Below are 18254 nucleotides of genomic sequence, written 5' to 3'. Positions count from 1 at the left end.
TTTATTTTATGAATTATATTATCCTTTAAATTAAATGCAATTATCAAATTATATTAAAGGAGAATTTTATGGAATTAATAGAGATTATGCAAAGTATTAGTCAAAATTATGAATATCCTATAGAAAAGGATTCAATTGAGAAAAATAAAATTATTACTAATATATCAAATCAAATAATAAAAGATGCTATTCCAGATTATATCTTTAGTTATAAAACATACATTAAGCGTTCATATGGACAAGGCAATAGAGCTGAAATACCTTGGATAGCTATTTTTGATGAAGAGTTAACTAAAAGTGCTCAAAAAGGGTTTTATATAGTTTATTTATTTACTAACGACTACAAAGGAGTGTATTTAACTTTAAATCAAGGTTACTCGATTTATAAAGACAAATTTGATAGTGACTTTAGAATGAAAGCGATAAAAAAAGTTTCTAATTTCTGGAAAGAAAATCTCTGCACTATAAATGAAAAAGACGGATTCACAATCAGCGATATTAATTTAGCTAATATAAAAAGTAAAAATGAAAAATTAAGAGGATATGAGCTAGGTACTATATATAGTAAATACTATGAAATCGATAAATTAAATTACGAAGATAATAACGAACTTTTACGTGATTTAGTTAAGATTAACACTGTTTATATGGAATTGAAATCTAAATTAGTTACTTCAAACGATCCAATTTCTTCAACAATTAATGCTATTTTAAATGAAGATAACATCAATTTAATAAATGATAACACAATTGAAAAAATTAAAAAAATTGAAGATAAAAAGCATATAATTCCTTTTACTAACACTCAAAGAGCTTATAATAGCAAAGTTAATATTAATCGTGACAAAAATTATCTAGAAGAGCACGAAATGAATATTGAAACTGGAATAAAAGGTGAAGAACTAGTCATTAACTATGAAAAAGAACGACTATCTAAAAATAATAAACTTTTACCTTACGTTAACAAAATTATACACACTTCTGTTGAAAAAGGTGATGGATACGGATATGATATCGAATCTTATGACATAATCAATGAAAAGGTGGAAAAAATATTTATAGAAGTAAAGACTACTACTTCAAATAGAACAAATGCGCAGTTCTTTATTTCTCAAAATGAAATAGATGTAAGTATGGAAAAAGGAGATAACTACCGAATATATTTTGTTTCTAATTACAATGACAAAAATCCAAATCTTCAAATAATTGATAGAATTAAAAACAATCTCGAATTATCTCCTGTCAATTATATAGCCAGAGTTACAAATTAAATATATTTTACAGAACTAAGAAAATTTTCTTAGTTCTTTTCTAACATTAATTTTAGCGCACCATTCTCTAAGTCATCTATTGAATATAAATTATCCATTATTGAAAAAGTCTCAGATAAATTATTTCTAGCAGATTTCCACCCTTTACCATCTGTTATCCATACAAATTCGAAGTTCGGAATATCTACTGAATTAATAGCTATATTCTTAAAACTTCTAGCAGTTTCATTCAATTTAGAGCCTCCACTTTGATAAAAATTAGTTTCTATCGCATAAACTTTATTATTATGATAAATTACAAAATCAAATCTCTTAATAGTTTTACCATTATTTGTAATGCTTGATATATCTAAATCATAATTACCAATTAATTTATCTGTTCTTACTTCTTTCTCATATCTTACACCTAGCTGTTTAATATTTTCTTCAACTAAGTCTTCCATTAAATGTCCGCCTCGATTTTTACGTCCATTACTATCTAAGCCGGTTTCTACTCCAGTAACATAATCAAAAAGATTATTTATTAAGTGATTTTCTAATAAGTTAAATAAACCCGTTTCTCTCATAAATTCACAATATTTTTCAATACTATAATTTTGTTCTTTAAAGTTGAATACTAAATCTTCATCAATTGTTTTGATATTAACTTCATTTCCTCTAATTGCTAACAAGATTGGAACACATTTTAGAACTTCAGGATACTTTGAAACTAAGTCTTTAAATTCTTCTTGGATATTATTTGACCCAATTAAAGAATTTAAAAGGTTCAATTCTAATTTTATTTTTTCAACGTTATTTATAACTTTTTTAAAGTCAATATAATATTCATAACTTGAAATGCTTTCCTTAAATTTAGATATCCATTCATTAAAATCGCGTTTTTCTACCATTCTAATTCCCCCTGCACTAACGTATTTACAATTCTTTCTTTAGCAATTTCAATAAAATCTTTTTCTTTTTCTATGCCAATAAAACGTCTTTGCAATCTTTTTGAAACAACACCAGTAGTACCACTTCCTAAAAAAGGATCTAAAACTACGTCACCCTTTTTTGTAGAAGCTCTTATAATCTTATCAAGTAAGTATTCTGGTTTTTGAGTAGGATGCTTTCCAAATGCTTTTTCACTTCTTCGAGTCAGTGGCCCTGACCATACATCTTTCATTTGTTTGCCACCATTAAATTCTTTCATTAAATCATAATTAAATGTATGTTTAGACTTCTTAGATTTTTTCTTCGCCCATAATAGTGTTTCTGTAGAATGAGTGAAATTTCTACATCCTAAATTAGGCGGTGGATTCGTTTTTTGCCAAGTAATATTATTTAAAATTTTAAAGCCTTCTTGCTCTAAAGCAAAACCAATAGAATAGATATTATGAAAAGTTCCCGAAATCCAAATTGTTCCATTATCAGATAAAATTGCTTTACATAATTTGATCCATTGTCTGTTAAATACATGTTTTTCTTCTAAAGTAAGTGCACTATCCCAATCCCCTTTATTAACGCTAACCATTTTCCCTCCTGAATTCGTTATACCATTACTCGATAAGAAATATGGTGGATCCGCAAAAATAAGATCCACACTATTTTCTTTAAATTCATTTAGTATTTTTAAAGAATCATTATTATATATTTCAACATTTTCTTCTTTATAATAAAGGTTCATAGAATTATCATCCTTAATAATTAGTAATTATTACTTCTTTTCCTACTCTCTTAGACGCATCTGAATTAATACTTCGTCGAACGTTTATCTCTTTTATTTTAAAGTCTTTATATAATTCTGTTATAAGTTCAGTATTATGATTGGTTAACATGCACTTAACATTTTTATTAGTTAGAGTTTTATATACTCTTGAAAGTCTTTCATGCTCTTCGATAGAAAAACCAGCTTTGTCATATGCAATAAAACTCGTAGGATTTAGAGGGGCATAGGGACTATCGAAGAATATAAAATCATTTTCTTTCGCGTTTTCAACTGCTTTTTCAAAATCTGAACTTGTAATTGTAGTAGACTGTAAAAATTTAGAAATTTCGATAATGTTTTCTTTATTATATGAAGCAACATATTCTTTTTTGTTCCATGGAACATTAAATAATCCTTTTTTATTAACTCTAAATAAACCATTAAAAGCATGTTTATTTAAATAAATAAATAGTGCAGCAGTAGTAATATCATACTTTCTTTCTATAATGTGTTGGTTATAAAGCTCTCTGATTTCTCTATATTTATTTTCATCAAGACGTATTGAATCATATTCATCTAATTTTTCCATTAAATTATTAGGATTATCCCTTATAGATTTATAACTATGAATTAAATGAGTATTTATATCATTTATATATGAACTCTTATGTTTAAGAGAAAACAATACTGCTCCCCCTCCGACAAATGGTTCATAATAATCATTAAAAGTTTCAGGAGCCATGTCCATTATAGTTTTGATGTATTGCCTTTTTCCTCCAGCCCATTTAACAAATGGTTGCATATTTTCTCTCTCCTAAATATATATTTTTACTTTTTCTAACTATAGATTCAGTTCACAACTTAATTATATTGTTTTTTTATAATATATCATAAAAAGTGATATTATTAGTCAAAATATTGCTATTGAAACATCTATGATATTCAAATTTTATATTATATAATAAAAATGTCTTAGGAGAAGTCCTAAGACGCTGAGGAAAAGATTCTCAGAAAAAAATTTCTGAGATGTTGAGGATTTATGGTTAGAGAAGTGTTTGTCGACAATTTATACCTTCTCTAATCCAGGGCACGCCTTAGCGGAAAATAGGGTGTGTCCTGTTTTTAGGTTTAGTTTTGATGAGATTGAAGTGTCTAAGAAGATTGAAGAATCACCACTTGTTCTTCAATGTCTTAGGCACTTTAATTATTATAATCCTAAATGTTTAATAAATGTGACGAGTTCCTCTTTCATTTTAGGATCTTTTAACGCATATTCTATTGTCGTTTTAACGAATCCTAATTTTTCTCCAACATCATAACGATTACCATCAAAGTCATATGCATACACTGGAACATCACCATTCATACGTTCAATCGCGTCGGTTAATTGAATCTCATTACCGGCGCCTTCTTTTTGCGTTTTTAAATAATCGAAAATTTCTGGTGTTAAAATATAACGTCCCATAATCGCTAAATTAGAAGGTGCTGTCCCTTGTTCAGGCTTTTCAACAAATTGTTTCACCTCATAGCGGCGACCTTGTTTCTCTAATGGATCAATAATGCCATAACGGTGAGTCACATGTTCAGGTACTTCTTGCACCCCAATAACAGAATGTCCTGTTTCTTCATATACATTCATCAATTGTTTAATTGCTGGCTCTTCAGATTCCACGATATCATCGCCTAATAATACTGCAAATGGTTCGTTACCAATGAATTGACGTGCAGTATAAATGGCATGTCCTAATCCTTTTTGTTCTTTTTGGCGTACATAGAAGATATTCGCTAAATTTGTAGAATACTGTACTTTTTCTAGTAAGTCTGTTTTACCTTTGTCTTCAAGGACCATTTCTAGTTCTTTTTGATTATCGAAGTGATCTTCAATCGCACGTTTATGTTTACCCGTCACAATAATAATATCTTCAATGCCCGCACGTGCCGCTTCTTCAACAATATATTGAATCGTTGGCTTATCTAAAATAGGAAGCATTTCCTTAGGCATGGCTTTTGTCGCTGGTAAAAAACGTGTCCCTAAACCAGCCGCAGGTATGATGGCTTTCTTTATCTGTTTCAAACTCGAATATCTCCTTTGCGCATTTTGTCTTTTATATTATAAGTAAGTTTATCATTCTTTTATTATCATTCATAGCGATTGACTATTTTCTTCCATGATATAAAAAATAAGAAGTAAGATTGAAATTCAATGATTTCTCTCTCACTTCTTTTATCAGTTATACAAACAAACTAATGAATAAGATAAAGATGATGCCCGATACTGAAATGATGGTTTCAAGTAATGACCAAGTTAAGAAGGTTTCTTTAACGGTCAATCCGAAATATTCTTTAAACATCCAGAATCCAGCATCGTTAACGTGTGATAAGATCACGCTACCTGCACCAATGGCCAGTACGACAAGTGCCACATTTGCATCTGAATGTTGTAATAATGGTAAAACGATACCTGTGGTTGAAATCGCTGCGACGGTTGCTGAGCCTAGTGCAATACGTAATACTGCAGCGACAATCCATGCTAGTAAGATAGGTGACAGGGTTGAACCTTCGAATAACTTAGCAATCGTATCCCCTACACCGCCATCAATGAGGACTTGTTTAAATGTACCGCCGCCACCAATAATTAAAATCATCATACCGATTGGGTAAATAGCATTCGTTACAGATTTCATAATGTCATCCATTTTTCTTCCTCTATGTAAGCCCATTGTAAAAATAGCAAAGATGACTGAAATTAACATCGCTGTACCTGCTGTACCGATAAAGTAAATGATTTGTTCAAACAGATTTTCAGTATTTTCATGTCCAGTCACTAATTGAACAACCGTTGATAATAACATTAAAATAACAGGTAATACAGCAGTGAGGATACTTAAACCAAAACTTGGCATTTCAGATTCTTTAAATTCTTTTTGTGAACCAAGTGCTGAAATATCCCCTTCACGTGTATAAGCAGATGGGATGAGTTTTTGTGCAACTATATTAAAAATCGGACCTGCAATGAGCGTCACTGGAATAGCAATAATAATGCCATATAATAACACATGTCCAATATTCGCTTTTAATTCTTTTGCTATGACCACAGGACCAGGATGTGGTGGTAAGAAACCATGTGTCACAGATAATGCTGTGACCATGGGTAATCCTAATTTCAGTGGTGACACTTTCGCACGTTTAGCAATGGTAAAAACAAGTGGAATGAGTAATACGAGTCCTACTTCAAAGAATAATGCAATACCAACGATGAAAGCTGCAATCAGCATCGCCCATTGAACGTGTTTTTGTCCAAATGTATCAATCAGTGTATCCGCAATACGGTTGGCGCCTCCACCATCTGCAAGTAATTTGCCAAGTATTGCTCCTAATCCAAAGATAAGTGCAATATGACCTAGAGTACCGCCCATACCTGCTTCTATCGTTTCCATTACTTTATTTAAAGGTATGCCTAATAAGATGGCCGTGACAATCGATGTAATAATTAATGAAATAAATGTATTTAGTTTTAAGAAAATAATCAGTGTCAGTAGTAATACGATTCCAATGACAACACTTGCTAGTGTCCATATTGTTCCCATTTGTCTTCTCCCCTTTGACGTTTAATTAATTTAAATATGTGGATTAATTAATATGTTTACGTTGAAAATCTGCAATTTCTTCATAGCGATCTTCAAGTGTACGGCTTAAGTTTATGAATATCGTTACAAGTTGTTGATATATATTTACTGTATCTTGGTTAGGTTGATGTGCATGAGTCGTACCAACCATATTTTCGATCATTGAATAATCTTCAATGTCTCCCAATGCTTTTAAACCAAGGACACACGCACCTAGACAAGAGCTTTCATAACTTTCTGGTACGATGACATCAGTATCAAAAATATCTGCCATCATTTGACGCCATACTTCGCTTTTCGCAAAGCCACCTGTTGCTTTAATCGTATTTGGTGTTTCATTCATTACTTCAACAAGTGCTAAATAGACGGTATAAAGGTTGTACAACACCCCTTCAAGTGCAGCGCGTATCATGTGTTCTTTTTGATGTGACAATGTTAAGCCGAAGAATGATCCACGCGCATTCGCATTCCATAAGGGTGCACGTTCTCCTGCAAGATACGGATGGAAAATTAAACCCTCTGCCCCTGGCTTAACACGACTCGCTATTTTGGTAAGTACATCGTAAGGATCCACTCCCAGGCGCTTTGCTGTTTCAACTTCACTGGCGAGTAATTCATCTCGTAACCATCGAAGAATGACACCCCCGTTATTGACTGGTCCACCAATCACATAATGGTCTTCATCTAAGACATAACAGAAAATGCGACCTTTATAATCTGTGCGAGGTTTATCAATGACTGTACGAATCGCACCTGATGTCCCAATTGTGACTGCAACTTCCCCTTTTTTATAACTATTGACGCCTAAATTTGATAACACCCCATCACTTGCACCAACCACAACCGGTGTATTTTCATCGATACCCATCAATGTGGCATAACGTTTTTTCATCCCTTTTAAAATGTGTGTCGTTGGTACAAGTTGAGGCAATTGAGAGGCTGAAATACCGAGTAATTCAAGTGCTTCTTGATCCCAGTCTAACTGCTGTAAGTTAAACATACCTGTTGCTGAAGCCATAGAGTGATCCATCACGTATTCTCCATAAAGTTGATAGAAAATATATGTTTTAATATCTGCAAACATTGCAGTATTTTGATAAATGTCTGGTTGTTCATGTTTCATCCAAAAGATTTTAGAGAGTGGTGACATAGGATGAATGGGTGTACCTGTGCGTTTATAAATGTCATGTCCCCCATGTTGCTCATTTATCAAGTCAGCATATTGATTCGCACGATTATCCGCCCAAATCATGCTTTCAGTTAAGCGCTCGTGTTGGCTATCTAATGCAATTAAGCTATGCATTTGCGCACTAAAAGAAATGAGTTTAATATCTTCTTTATGCACCCCAGATTCGCGAATCACATGTTTGACTGTCATTAATACGGCATCGAATAATTCGTCAGGATTCTCTTCTGAAACATCAACATTTGGCGTATGTAAAGGATAGCCAATATTATGCTTTGTAATAAATTGACCATGTTCATCATAAAGTACTGACTTCGTACTTGTTGTTCCAATATCTACTCCAATCATGTATTTCATACCTATTCCTTCTTTCTTCTATTTATTGTAACCAAAAGCTTTCAATATCTTTACCTACATCATCAAAGTTTAAATGAAACGCTTCTCTTAACGTATCAGTATCATAACGTTCTACCGCTTCTATAAATACCGAATGATTACGGTGTATTCTGTCAAAATCTTCTTTATTTGTTCTCATTCGCTCTCTCATTGAACATAATACAAGTACTTCTACAATGGGTTTCAAATGGTTCCAAAATGTTTGAAGATAATGATGTCGAGAGGCGTGAATCAATGCTTCATGAAATTGAAGATCGTGTTGCGTAAAGGATTCAGCATCTTCAAATTGAACAGCAACTTTCATCATTTCTAAATGTTTTTTCATTTCTTTAATCACTTTTTTTCTATCAATATGCTTTAATTTTGAAAATGCAAAGGATTCAAGCATTAATCGTAAATCATATAATTCTTTCTTTTCTTGTTCACCAAATTCAAGAACCCTTGCACCCATGCGCTCGAGGTGAATGAGTTGATTCGTTTGCAGTAATTTAAATGCATCTCTAACCGGAGAGCGACTTACATCGAATTGTTTAGCCACTTGATTTTCAGTTAGTAATGTATCGGGTTCAAGTGTACTATTAACAATCTGAAACCTAAGTTCCGCAGCGATACTTTCCCCTGTGGTCATTCTATTTTTCCATTGTTTCGGATAATGTTGTTCCATCTTTTCACCTCAATACGTTAACTTGTATACAAGTATAGTAATACACTCACTCTAATTTTGCAAGCGCTTACTTTTTTGTAATTTAAAACACCTAGCTCATTATAAGCCAGGTGTTTATTACGATTCGTTTTGATATACTTCGATACAATAATGTGTTTGATGGCAGTTGGGACATGTTAATTGTCTTGTTTTAGGTGTATGTTTCGCTTTCAAGAAGGCACCTAATGTAGGTTTAAATGTATGCTGGCAATTCGGACATAGATATAACACTTTTTTAAAATATATTGCTGTCAGCGCAATGGCATATGTGATTAAGATGGGAAATATAACAATCAACGGCTTAGTTGAACGTCTTAATAGACTTAATAGTAAACCACTATAGTGTATGATCCCTAAGATTCCAACACTTATCCAAATCTTTTTTCTAAAGTATGCTATTTTATATTCTTGTTTCATAGCGTCATCTATGTCAGTAAGATGGTTAATAGGCGCACTTGACTGTTCAGAAATGTATGTTTCGACTTTTTCAATTTGATTTAACGTATGACTGTACACCTCTACTTTTGAATGTAACGCATCTTTTCTCAATGAAAGTAATGTTTTAAACGTGTTCATATTTGTATCTTCATCAAGTAATGTCTTTATTTCATCTAACGTACATCCTAATTGTTTTAATATTAAAATCAGTTCAAACTGCTTTACATGTTCGTCAGTATAATATCTCCGATTAGAGTCAGTTTGTCGATGAGCTATAAGTAATCCTCTTCGATCGTAATATTGTAATGTTCGAATCGTGACTTTACTTTGTTTTGCCAATTCTCCAATCGTATAGTGTGACATATCATTCACCTCCTACTGTTAACATAGCTAATGACGCTACGTCATAAGCAAGTATGATTTTAACATTTGCTTATGAAGTCTGCCGGTCGTCTTATTCTTCTTGAATCCACTGTTTAATGTGGTCAATAATACCTATGGTTCCATTAGGCAAATTATCCAAGACAGCAGGAAAGTCGATATGTCCGATACCAGAATACACGACTTCATTTACTTCACCGCCATATTTTTTATACATTTTCATTGTTTCTTGTGAATCCGTGTAAGGAATGATTTCGTCATCTTCACCTGAAATAAATAACAGTTTAGGAAATTGTTCTATTTCTTCTATATCTGGAAGGTAATCTGCGTTTGTAGAATAAATGATATCTGTAATAATCGTTTTAATGGGTGCAATATATGAAAATAAATTACGAATGCTATTATTTTTGTTATGAAAAGATTTTTTCAAAATATATTGCGGTAAATTTTTAAAGGCAATCATCTCATCTTTAAAATGATTTCTTTTACTATTTGAAGTAAATAAACGTGACAACATGCTTTGATTTGGTGTAATACGTGCAGCGCTATTTAAATAAACCAGATGTGAAATAGGTAACGTATTAAATTTTAATAAGCGTGTGCCAATCATCCCTCCCATAGAATAACCTATGATCACTAAGTTTTTAATACCGTATGTTTCGATAACTTGTGAAAGCACATCATTAATACGCTCAGAATAATCATCTAACGTATGTTGTTCTCTTACAATGTTAGAGCTTTCGCCTCTACTTGGACAGTTAACAAAAATAAGGTTGTTCTCTCTAAAATAAGGCTCAAACAACAACATAATGCGATATGTCATCATTGCTCCATGTATAAATACGATGGTTTTATCTGCATTCATATTTCCGGCAAATGCGACTTCAATGTGTTCACCCTTAAATTGTTTTAATTCATATCGTTGTGACTTAAAATTCTGTTCAATCATTTTAAAACTCCAAAAAATATATATTACTATTAATTTATTTTATATAAAAAAGCGAAACAATAGCTATACGTTTCTATCGTTTCGCTATATGACTAAATTATTTATCTTTATCTTGAATCTCTGAGTGAATGGTTTGCATTTTTGCTTCGACATCTGAGATTTCTACTGCACATTCTTTAAGTTTGTCTTTATAGTCCTCTGTATTGGTATTATTTTTATAACGAATTTTATGTTCTAAACTTGCCCACATATCCATACCAATAGTTCGAATTTGAATTTCTACTGGTGTAACCTCTACTCTATCAGCTAGAAAGACTGGAATCGACACGACTATATGAAGACTGCGATAACCATTTTCTTTTGGGTGTTGTATATAATCTTTACGCTTAAGTAATTTAACGTCCTCTTGTTTTAATAATAATTTCTCAATCACATAAATATCTTCAAGATAATTACATACCACACGAATACCAGCGATATCTAAAATATTGGTTTTCGCTGTTTCCGCATCTATAGTTAAACCTTTACGTTGCAATTTTTTAACTAAACTCGTCATTTCTTTGACGCGACGTTCCATATGATGAATTGGATTATGTTTGTAAATATGATTAAAATTGTCATCTAAAATATCTAACTTCGTACTAATCTCTTTTAATGCAGAAGAATATAGATGATCGAGTTCTACGAAACCCACTAGCTTATCGAAGGCTTCATCTCCATTCTTAAACTTATCAATATTTTCTTTGAATTCACTGCGTAGCTCTTCAATGTACAATGATGGTTTTCTCTCTACGTACATATTTGTTGCCTCCTTTAATCATCACTGTATATTATATCTAACTCTTAAGTGAACTAAAAATGATAACCTAGACTTGACGCTACTCATTTAGTCTGAGTCATTTAGTCATAAAAAAAGCCGAATAGCAGGTTTCATTGCTACTCGGACTCTATTACATTATTCATCTTTTTTATGTTCAATCACGTGTGTACCACGATTATCAGCAATTTCTTTGGCACGTTGTTTTGCTTCTTTTTTAGTACTCAACGTATCAGACGCTTGTTTTGCATCTTCTGTTTTAACTTTCCATTCATGATCCTCATAATATACATGAACATCTTCATCATTCAGTTCAGGTCGTGCTGATGGATCTTTTTGATGTTGAGTAATATGTTTGTGTTTTAATTTTTCTAATTCTTCTTTACTAGCTTCTTTGTACCACTCTTCTGCTTGTTTTGTTGCAATAGGAATAGCGTCTCCCTCTTTGTAGCCATCTTTTAACATCGCATTTGCAATATCAATTGCTTTTTTACGCTCTAATTCATCTAAATGTTTCCAAGTTTGTGGATAATCATTCATTGTCCAAGGCATGATGTCACGCTCCTCTATAGTGTTTAGTAAGCTTTACCACCCTACGCTATAATGAAACGTCATACATTGATATTAAGCGTCCACCGTTTTCTGATAATCTGTATATTCAACGTCTTTACGTGTTGCTACACAATTATCTTGTAACTTCATTAAGGCAGATTTTAAATAATTATACTGTGGTAAATCCGTCAATTCTTTTTCATTAAGACTACCGCGTAATTCAAAATGTTTTGCTACATTTTCAAATGTGACAAGATATTCTCCCATTTGTTTTTCTGAAATGCGTTGACGTTGTTTGTCTTGCATTGCACGCATTAACATAAAGCTAATTTCTTCTAAGGCAAAAATACTTGGATAATAATAACGAATGGCCTCTTTACTTGAGAATAATTCACCATTGGCTGAATTGTACACTTGTGTCATGTTATTCATTTTTACAGATAATGATAAACTTTCTGTTCTATCACGTGCTGTATCTTGGTATTTATTTTCTGAAAATAAATATTGGAAAATAACCGCTTCTTTACGTACCACTTCTGCAATCACAGTAGGTAACATGGTTGAAGCATTTTTTCGATTAATGATTAAAACACCAATGACCGCAATCACAATCCCGATCAATACGTCAACAATTCGTGTATACGCAATATCAATGGATAAATTACCAGAGGCTAAACCATTTAACAGGATGACTTGTGTTGTAATAAAAATAACTGCAAAAGCATAATTTGCTGCGACAAATCCTTCTGTCATCATAGCAGACAGTCCCATTAAAATGACTGCGACAATTAAATGAGGTTGGAAAAAGAGTATGGCTGATAGAAGTAAAGTCCCTACAATTGTTCCAAGACCCCGTGCTAATGAACGGTCTAACATACGAATCGTCGTTAATCCTAATAATACTGTATGGGCGGATAATGGAATCCAATATGAGCGTTGGATATTGAAAAATAACGAGACAAAAATAGCTGCGCCCATAATAACAGCATACGTTAATGCATTGCGGAAAATAATGGAATCGAGTGTTAAGTTTTGAACGATACGTTTACTATATAATGGTTTACGAATACTCGCTTCAGATTCTATTTGTTCCGGTTGTAATTGTGCAATTTCGTCTATTTTAAGTATGTGTTGCATCAAACTTTCAAATGGTTCATCCACATCGACTTTTTTCGTCCATTTTTCTCGTTTTGAAGATAATTTATAGGCATTTCTTGTAATCATATCCATCATCTCAATCAGTTCTTGAGGGATGGGACGAATATTTTTTTCATTTAATTCAAGTAATTCAGCATAAATTCCTTGAGCTGACGTATGAAGAAGTAATAACTTTTCAAAGCGAGAACTTAACTTTTCACTCATCGCGGTAGTCGATGTAATCAATAGTTTCTCTGAATTTTTAAACTTCGTTACTGTGTCTTGTGAAATGTCTTTAAACTTTTCAGCATCATTAAAATGATGCATCAAATTATTAATCGTCTGAAAGTCAGAGGTAATCGCTCGATCTTCAGCTTTTTGTTTTTGGAATACAATAGTTAAAATGACGACTAAGGTCGCTAACATTCCTCCAATAAAAATCGCTAAGCCACGAATCGGTGCTTGTTCCGGAGCGTCGGGTAAGTTACTTGATAAACAAAATGTAACTAAAAAGAATGTGGATGAAGGTCCCGCAATTTTTAACACATTAAATACATAGAATGGAATGACAGTAACGATTAATAATAATACGCCGTACAGAACGGGCTGATTGACAGTTAATGTTCCAAGCATCATACAAATGGTAAAGGAAAACGTACAAATAATGACCGTTCTTAACATTGATTGTGCTGAACCTTTAAATACATAAGTATGTGTTAAAGTTCCGGTTGCTACGAGTAGACCAAAACTAAAATGTCCTAGTAAATACCCTATCAATGTTGGGATAATCATTAATAATCCTTGGCGTATACCTTTCCATAGATTAATTTTAGGCTTATCAAACCTTATTAATGAAGCAATCACATGTCCCACTACTATCTTTCCTTTCATTTTTCATACATCTTATCATAACATGGAAAACACCTTGCCTAAGCACAAATATCACTTAGACAAGGCAAGTTTAGTTATTATTTTGTTTCTGCTACATCAATGATAGGTTCTTCAGCGACATATTTTCCTATATTTTCACTAAATGCTTTGAAATGATCTGAATGGTTATGTGCTTGAACCGCTTCTTGATCTTTATAATTTTCAACAACAACGAATGTGTTGTGTTCTGCTACATCTTCATAATGAGCATAAAATGTATTACCCGGTTCTTGACGTGAACTTTGAACTAATTTATTCATTAAATCTAAATAGTCATTACGCACATCTTCTTTAATTTTAAGCTTCGCATTAATAATAATCATATAATCACCTTCCAAATATAATTATAACGTTTTACCCGTCTATTATAAAAAGAAAACAGTAGTAAAAAGAGCAGCAACATTGATTTTCAATTCAGTCATTGACAGTCAATATATTAAAAATGCCTGAGACATCTGATGATGTCCCAGGCTTTCACTTTTGTGGATAATGTGTAAATTTTATTTAATATGTCTACTTTCGTCTTTAATTAATGGTTTGTCTGGTGTAACGAAGAACCATAATACAGCCGCAATCACCGCTGGAATAATTAATAATTGGAATGTCATTGTCCAGCCAAGTGATGATACTAATGCACCTGCTAAAAATGGACTGATTAACGCACCAATATTTCCCCATAAGTTCATCCAACCCGATACTGTACCAGCAAAGTTACGTCCAATGTCATTTGCTGCTGCCCAACTCATTCCCATTGAAATACCCATACCACCTAAGCCAAGTGATAACCAAAAGATGGTCACATATAAGTTTTGTGTATGAACTGCAAAGAAGATGGAGATAGCAAATACGATAAAGCCAACAATTGCAATTAACCCTCTCGCTACAAAACGACTTTGACCGCTATGCAAAATTTTATCTGAAATCGCACCCGCAGATAAAATTAAAATAAACATAATAAACCATGGTAAAGCACTAATTGTCATATCTTTAAATTGTACATGATATTGCTCAGTTAAATAAGTAGGTAACCAAATTAAGAATAGAGCAATAACAAATTGAACTACGAAATATTGCCCTGCAATGGCATAGAAACTCATGCGTTTAAAAAATTGATTCCAAGGTGCTACGGATTTAGTTGTTTCTACTAAATCACGATGTTGCATGATATACTGTTTTTCTGCATCATTGACCATGCGATGTTGCTCAGGTAAATCTTTTGCAATAATTGCCCAAAGTGCTGCAATCACAATACCAACTGCCCCAAAAATGTAGAATACGGCTTGCCAGTTAAATGCATTAACAATTGCGATAGTAATTACTGGTGCTAATACTGGACCGAAATATGATCCTGCTAACAACGCACTCGATGCTCTCCCTTTTTCATCTTTAGCAAACCAAGTTGAATTGAATACTGCATTAGATGGATACATTGGTGCTTCTCCGATACCAAATAAGAAACGTACTAAATATAATAAACCATGATGTTTAATCATTCCCGTTAAAATGGTAAATGCACTCCACCATAATAATGCGATTGAAATCATCTTACGTGGACCAAACTTCTCTGCTAACATACCTGAAGGCACTTGCATCAATGCATAACCTAGTGAGAAGAATGAAGCTAACAAACCAAATTGTTGCTTTGTCATGTGAAGATCTTCCATCATTTGAGGTGCAATAAATGAGATATTAGATCTATCCATATATGCAATGACCCCAATAATAAAGAATGCGATAGCGAAATACCAACGAACATTACTTTTCTTTTGTCTTTGTACCATAATTATTTTTCCTGCTTCCCTTTAAAGTTGTGTTGATTCTACTTACACGTTGATAATGAAAACTCCCAATCATGTTGTCCCCTTTTTTAACCGCCTTTCGAGCCCCATATCATAGGCTTTTTGCTATATTTTTATAATATTAACAGGTTTTGCAAGCGTTTACAATTACTTTTTGAATATTTTTTATTTTATTTATACATAGCTATGTAAAATGTGTTTTACTGATTAAAAAGTATATTGCTACAAATCTAATTTGTTTTTGTATTTGAACTCTATTAAAAAAGGTTGTAGAATAAAATTGAAGCAAAAACGCTGATGTTTATTTTAAACACAACTGAATAAACAATCCACTGGAAGTGCCTTTGTTTAAGGCTGAGAGTAAAGAACGAACTTTATAATTCCTGGAACCTGATCCAGTTTGTACTGGCGTAGGAAAGTGGCGACTAGGATATCGTAAAGTTAAACAAAACGCTATTTCCCTACTGCAGGGAAATAGCGTTTTTTTGTTTAATAAGGAGTGATGTTCATTTTTATAGCGATAACGAAATATAAAGATTTAACCAATGATGATGTACAACATTTTCTTGATATCTCGGATGGAATAGATGGTTTATTGTTTCGTACTCCCATGTCATCAAGTGATTTGTCTTCATTTTTAACATCACTTATAGAAAAAGGATTCCCTAAATCAAAAATCATTATTCATAGTGATGTACATTTACTTGAACAACTTCACCTCTCTCATATTCATTTTCGAGAAATGGATGAAGATGCATTTAGCTATAAATCAACGCATCCAGAGATTGAAGTGAGTATGTCGACACATTCAATTGAATCTGTTAAAGCAGCTTATGAACACGATCTTGATTATGTCTTTTTTGGTCACATTTTTAAGACACCTTCAAAACCTAATCAATTGCCTCGATCAAAAGCAGAGATTCAGCGTGTGTTAGAGATTCCTATTCCCATTTATGCCATTGGAGGTATCACTGAAAAAACGATTCCTCAATTACCTCATGGTTTTAAAGGAATTTGTGCGATTTCTTTTTTTATGAACGCATCTTTACAACAAATCGAACTGTTGCGAAAGGAGTGGTTGAAAGATGCATGATGTTTTAATCATAGGTTCGGGCGTGATTGGCATGTCTATTGCACGCCAATTAAGTCAATCTCACCTTGACATTGCACTTATCGATCGTGACGTACCAGGTAAACACGCGTCATATAAAGCAGGTGGTATGTTAGGTGCTCAAAATGAATTTACTGAAGATACTGATTTATTTAGACTTGCTCTTGAATCACGAAGTCTCTTTCCACAATTGTGTCAAGATTTAGAAGACGAGACAGGTATTGACATTCAGTTTCAAAATTCAGGTTTAATTAAAGTGGCTAATCGTCCTGAAGATGTTGAAAGTTTAGAAAAACAGTATCAATTTTTAAGTGGTTTAGATTCTAGTGTCATTGTTCTTTCAGATGAGGAACTGACTCATTTAACGAATGGTACAGTCACATCAAGTGAAATGGCTATTTATATTCCACAAGATGGACAGATTAATGCCAATCACTATACTAAAGCTTTATTTACATCTTTAAAGCAACGTCAAATTAAGCGATATGTCAATACAGAGGTACAGTCTGTTCATCGCCAAAATGGGTACTACGATGTTGAAACGTCACAAGGCACATTACAATCTAAGAAAGTCATTGTGGCAGCGGGCGCATGGACATCTAAATTATTAACTCAATATTCACTACCTAGAGATGTCGTCGGTGTAAAAGGTGAAGTCTTACTTATTGAAAATGACCATTTGGATTTAAAAGAAACTGTATTTATGACCAATGGCTGTTATATCGTGCCAAAATATCCAAATCGTTTCTTAATTGGTGCCACAAGCGAGTTTGATAACTATTCAGTTGGTAATACAGACGATGGTATCTCTTGGTTACACCACTTTGCAAATGAACGTATACCAGAACTCGCACAAGGTAAAGTCATTAATCAGTGGTCTGGTGTACGTCCATATACTGAAGGAGAAATACCGATAATGGACCGTATTGATGAAGATTTATATGTGATTTCTGGTCATTATCGTAATGGTATTTTACTTTCACCTATTATTGGTCGTGATATCGCTAATTGGATACTCACCGGTGTTAAGCCACATCGATATGAATCATTTAGTGCTTCAAGGAGGTTAAATCATGAAGTGTATCATTAATGGGGACGCATTCAATTTTGATTCAGAACAATCTATTACTTCTGTACTTGAATCTCTTGAATTAGACCCTAAACGTGTCATTGTCGAACATAATAAAACTTTAATTAAACAAGAAGACTACGATCAACACACAGTACGTGAAGATGATCAATTAGAATTATTAGAATTTGTTGGAGGCGGATAA

General features: G+C 32.8%; 18 protein-coding genes and 1 riboswitch. Of the genes, 4 read left to right on the top strand and 14 right to left on the bottom strand.

Annotated features, from left to right (window positions below; genetic code table 11):
- Positions 1–68: 68 nt before the first annotated feature.
- Positions 69–1271, top strand: coding sequence for an MrcB family domain-containing protein (locus HMPREF3046_RS03775; protein ID WP_070716565.1), 1203 nt, complete (start codon positions 69–71; stop codon positions 1269–1271).
- 29 nt (positions 1272–1300) lie between these two features.
- Here HMPREF3046_RS03775 and HMPREF3046_RS03770 read toward each other — a convergent pair whose 3' ends face one another.
- The 14 genes from HMPREF3046_RS03770 to HMPREF3046_RS03705 all read right to left on the bottom strand — a co-directional run bounded on the left by HMPREF3046_RS03770 (position 1301) and on the right by HMPREF3046_RS03705 (position 15851).
- Positions 1301–2161, bottom strand: coding sequence for a type II restriction endonuclease (locus HMPREF3046_RS03770; RefSeq protein ID WP_070716563.1), 861 nt, complete (start codon positions 2159–2161; stop codon positions 1301–1303).
- Positions 2155–2934 carry a DNA-methyltransferase gene (locus HMPREF3046_RS03765; RefSeq protein ID WP_070716561.1) on the bottom strand — a complete coding sequence of 260 codons (780 nt, stop codon included), beginning with the start codon at positions 2932–2934 and terminating at the stop codon, positions 2155–2157. The genes HMPREF3046_RS03770 and HMPREF3046_RS03765 overlap by 7 nt, the downstream gene beginning before the upstream one ends.
- A 13-nt stretch (positions 2935–2947) precedes the next feature.
- Positions 2948–3757 carry a DNA adenine methylase gene (locus tag HMPREF3046_RS03760; protein WP_070716559.1) on the bottom strand — a complete coding sequence of 270 codons (810 nt, stop codon included), beginning with the start codon at positions 3755–3757 and terminating at the stop codon, positions 2948–2950.
- A 405-nt stretch (positions 3758–4162) separates the two neighbouring features.
- Positions 4163–5029 (bottom strand): UTP--glucose-1-phosphate uridylyltransferase GalU, encoded by an 867-nt coding sequence (gene galU / locus HMPREF3046_RS03755; RefSeq protein WP_070716556.1) that lies wholly within the window; start codon positions 5027–5029, stop codon positions 4163–4165.
- Between the two features lie 157 nt (positions 5030–5186).
- A complete protein-coding gene (locus HMPREF3046_RS03750) occupies positions 5187–6542 on the bottom strand; it encodes a gluconate:H+ symporter (RefSeq protein ID WP_070716554.1) in 1356 nt (451 codons plus the stop codon).
- A 43-nt stretch (positions 6543–6585) separates the two neighbouring features.
- On the bottom strand, positions 6586–8124 hold the full coding sequence (gene gntK, locus HMPREF3046_RS03745) for a gluconokinase (protein ID WP_070716553.1): 1539 nt from the start codon (positions 8122–8124) through the stop codon (positions 6586–6588).
- 22 nt (positions 8125–8146) lie between these two features.
- On the bottom strand, positions 8147–8827 hold the full coding sequence (locus HMPREF3046_RS03740) for a GntR family transcriptional regulator (protein ID WP_070436357.1): 681 nt from the start codon (positions 8825–8827) through the stop codon (positions 8147–8149).
- Positions 8828–8944: 117 nt separating this feature from the next.
- Complete coding sequence (locus HMPREF3046_RS03735) at positions 8945–9667, bottom strand: MerR family transcriptional regulator (protein WP_070716550.1); 723 nt, start codon at positions 9665–9667, stop codon at positions 8945–8947.
- A gap of 91 nt (positions 9668–9758) precedes the next feature.
- A complete protein-coding gene (locus HMPREF3046_RS03730; RefSeq protein WP_070716548.1) occupies positions 9759–10634 on the bottom strand; it encodes an alpha/beta fold hydrolase in 876 nt (291 codons plus the stop codon).
- A gap of 97 nt (positions 10635–10731) precedes the next feature.
- Positions 10732–11433, bottom strand: coding sequence for a GTP pyrophosphokinase (locus HMPREF3046_RS03725; protein WP_002454864.1), 702 nt, complete (start codon positions 11431–11433; stop codon positions 10732–10734).
- 156 nt (positions 11434–11589) lie between these two features.
- A complete protein-coding gene (locus tag HMPREF3046_RS03720; RefSeq protein ID WP_070716545.1) occupies positions 11590–12003 on the bottom strand; it encodes a DUF2188 domain-containing protein in 414 nt (137 codons plus the stop codon).
- A 72-nt stretch (positions 12004–12075) separates the two neighbouring features.
- Positions 12076–14013: an FUSC family protein gene (locus HMPREF3046_RS03715; RefSeq protein WP_176746067.1), complete on the bottom strand. Its 1938-nt coding sequence runs from the start codon at positions 14011–14013 to the stop codon at positions 12076–12078.
- A 95-nt stretch (positions 14014–14108) separates the two neighbouring features.
- Positions 14109–14393 carry a putative quinol monooxygenase gene (locus tag HMPREF3046_RS03710; RefSeq protein WP_070716542.1) on the bottom strand — a complete coding sequence of 95 codons (285 nt, stop codon included), beginning with the start codon at positions 14391–14393 and terminating at the stop codon, positions 14109–14111.
- A 177-nt stretch (positions 14394–14570) separates the two neighbouring features.
- Positions 14571–15851 carry a pyruvate MFS transporter gene (locus HMPREF3046_RS03705; protein ID WP_049418967.1) on the bottom strand — a complete coding sequence of 427 codons (1281 nt, stop codon included), beginning with the start codon at positions 15849–15851 and terminating at the stop codon, positions 14571–14573.
- Positions 15852–16193: 342 nt separating this feature from the next.
- A riboswitch (TPP riboswitch) is annotated at positions 16194–16303 on the top strand.
- 68 nt (positions 16304–16371) lie between these two features.
- On the opposite strand from HMPREF3046_RS03705, the gene HMPREF3046_RS03700 reads away from it, so the two are divergent.
- Genes HMPREF3046_RS03700 through thiS form a run of 3 tightly spaced genes read left to right on the top strand, consistent with a single transcriptional unit; the run spans position 16372 to position 18254 of the window.
- A complete protein-coding gene (locus HMPREF3046_RS03700; RefSeq protein WP_048679547.1) occupies positions 16372–16962 on the top strand; it encodes a thiamine phosphate synthase in 591 nt (196 codons plus the stop codon).
- Positions 16955–18070 (top strand): glycine oxidase ThiO, encoded by a 1116-nt coding sequence (gene thiO, locus HMPREF3046_RS03695; protein WP_070716540.1) that lies wholly within the window; start codon positions 16955–16957, stop codon positions 18068–18070. The genes HMPREF3046_RS03700 and thiO overlap by 8 nt, the downstream gene beginning before the upstream one ends.
- Entirely contained in the window at positions 18054–18254 is a 201-nt protein-coding gene (gene thiS, locus HMPREF3046_RS03690; protein ID WP_002448326.1) for a sulfur carrier protein ThiS, read from the top strand. The genes thiO and thiS overlap by 17 nt, the downstream gene beginning before the upstream one ends.

The sequence above is a fragment of the Staphylococcus sp. HMSC070D05 genome (assembly GCF_001815595.1).
GTDB classification, from domain to species: domain Bacteria; phylum Bacillota; class Bacilli; order Staphylococcales; family Staphylococcaceae; genus Staphylococcus; species Staphylococcus hominis.
The sequence above is the reverse complement of the archived record's forward strand: the minus strand, read 5'-3'. Positions and strand labels throughout refer to the sequence as shown.

Excerpts from the sequence above, each read along its gene's own strand:
- HMPREF3046_RS03775 (WP_070716565.1), top strand. The coding sequence starts at position 69 with ATGGAATTAATAGAGATTATGCAAAGTATTAGTCAAAATTATGAATAT.
- HMPREF3046_RS03770 (WP_070716563.1), bottom strand. The coding sequence starts at position 2,161 with ATGGTAGAAAAACGCGATTTTAATGAATGGATATCTAAATTTAAGGAA.
- HMPREF3046_RS03765 (WP_070716561.1), bottom strand. The coding sequence starts at position 2,934 with ATGAACCTTTATTATAAAGAAGAAAATGTTGAAATATATAATAATGAT.
- HMPREF3046_RS03760 (WP_070716559.1), bottom strand. The coding sequence starts at position 3,757 with ATGCAACCATTTGTTAAATGGGCTGGAGGAAAAAGGCAATACATCAAA.
- HMPREF3046_RS03750 (WP_070716554.1), bottom strand. The coding sequence starts at position 6,542 with ATGGGAACAATATGGACACTAGCAAGTGTTGTCATTGGAATCGTATTA.
- gntK (WP_070716553.1), bottom strand. The coding sequence starts at position 8,124 with ATGAAATACATGATTGGAGTAGATATTGGAACAACAAGTACGAAGTCA.
- HMPREF3046_RS03740 (WP_070436357.1), bottom strand. The coding sequence starts at position 8,827 with ATGGAACAACATTATCCGAAACAATGGAAAAATAGAATGACCACAGGG.
- HMPREF3046_RS03735 (WP_070716550.1), bottom strand. The coding sequence starts at position 9,667 with ATGTCACACTATACGATTGGAGAATTGGCAAAACAAAGTAAAGTCACG.
- HMPREF3046_RS03730 (WP_070716548.1), bottom strand. The coding sequence starts at position 10,634 with ATGATTGAACAGAATTTTAAGTCACAACGATATGAATTAAAACAATTT.
- HMPREF3046_RS03725 (WP_002454864.1), bottom strand. The coding sequence starts at position 11,433 with ATGTACGTAGAGAGAAAACCATCATTGTACATTGAAGAGCTACGCAGT.
- HMPREF3046_RS03720 (WP_070716545.1), bottom strand. The coding sequence starts at position 12,003 with ATGCCTTGGACAATGAATGATTATCCACAAACTTGGAAACATTTAGAT.
- HMPREF3046_RS03710 (WP_070716542.1), bottom strand. The coding sequence starts at position 14,393 with ATGATTATTATTAATGCGAAGCTTAAAATTAAAGAAGATGTGCGTAAT.
- HMPREF3046_RS03705 (WP_049418967.1), bottom strand. The coding sequence starts at position 15,851 with ATGGTACAAAGACAAAAGAAAAGTAATGTTCGTTGGTATTTCGCTATC.
- HMPREF3046_RS03700 (WP_048679547.1), top strand. The coding sequence starts at position 16,372 with ATGTTCATTTTTATAGCGATAACGAAATATAAAGATTTAACCAATGAT.
- thiO (WP_070716540.1), top strand. The coding sequence starts at position 16,955 with ATGCATGATGTTTTAATCATAGGTTCGGGCGTGATTGGCATGTCTATT.
- thiS (WP_002448326.1), top strand. The coding sequence starts at position 18,054 with ATGAAGTGTATCATTAATGGGGACGCATTCAATTTTGATTCAGAACAA.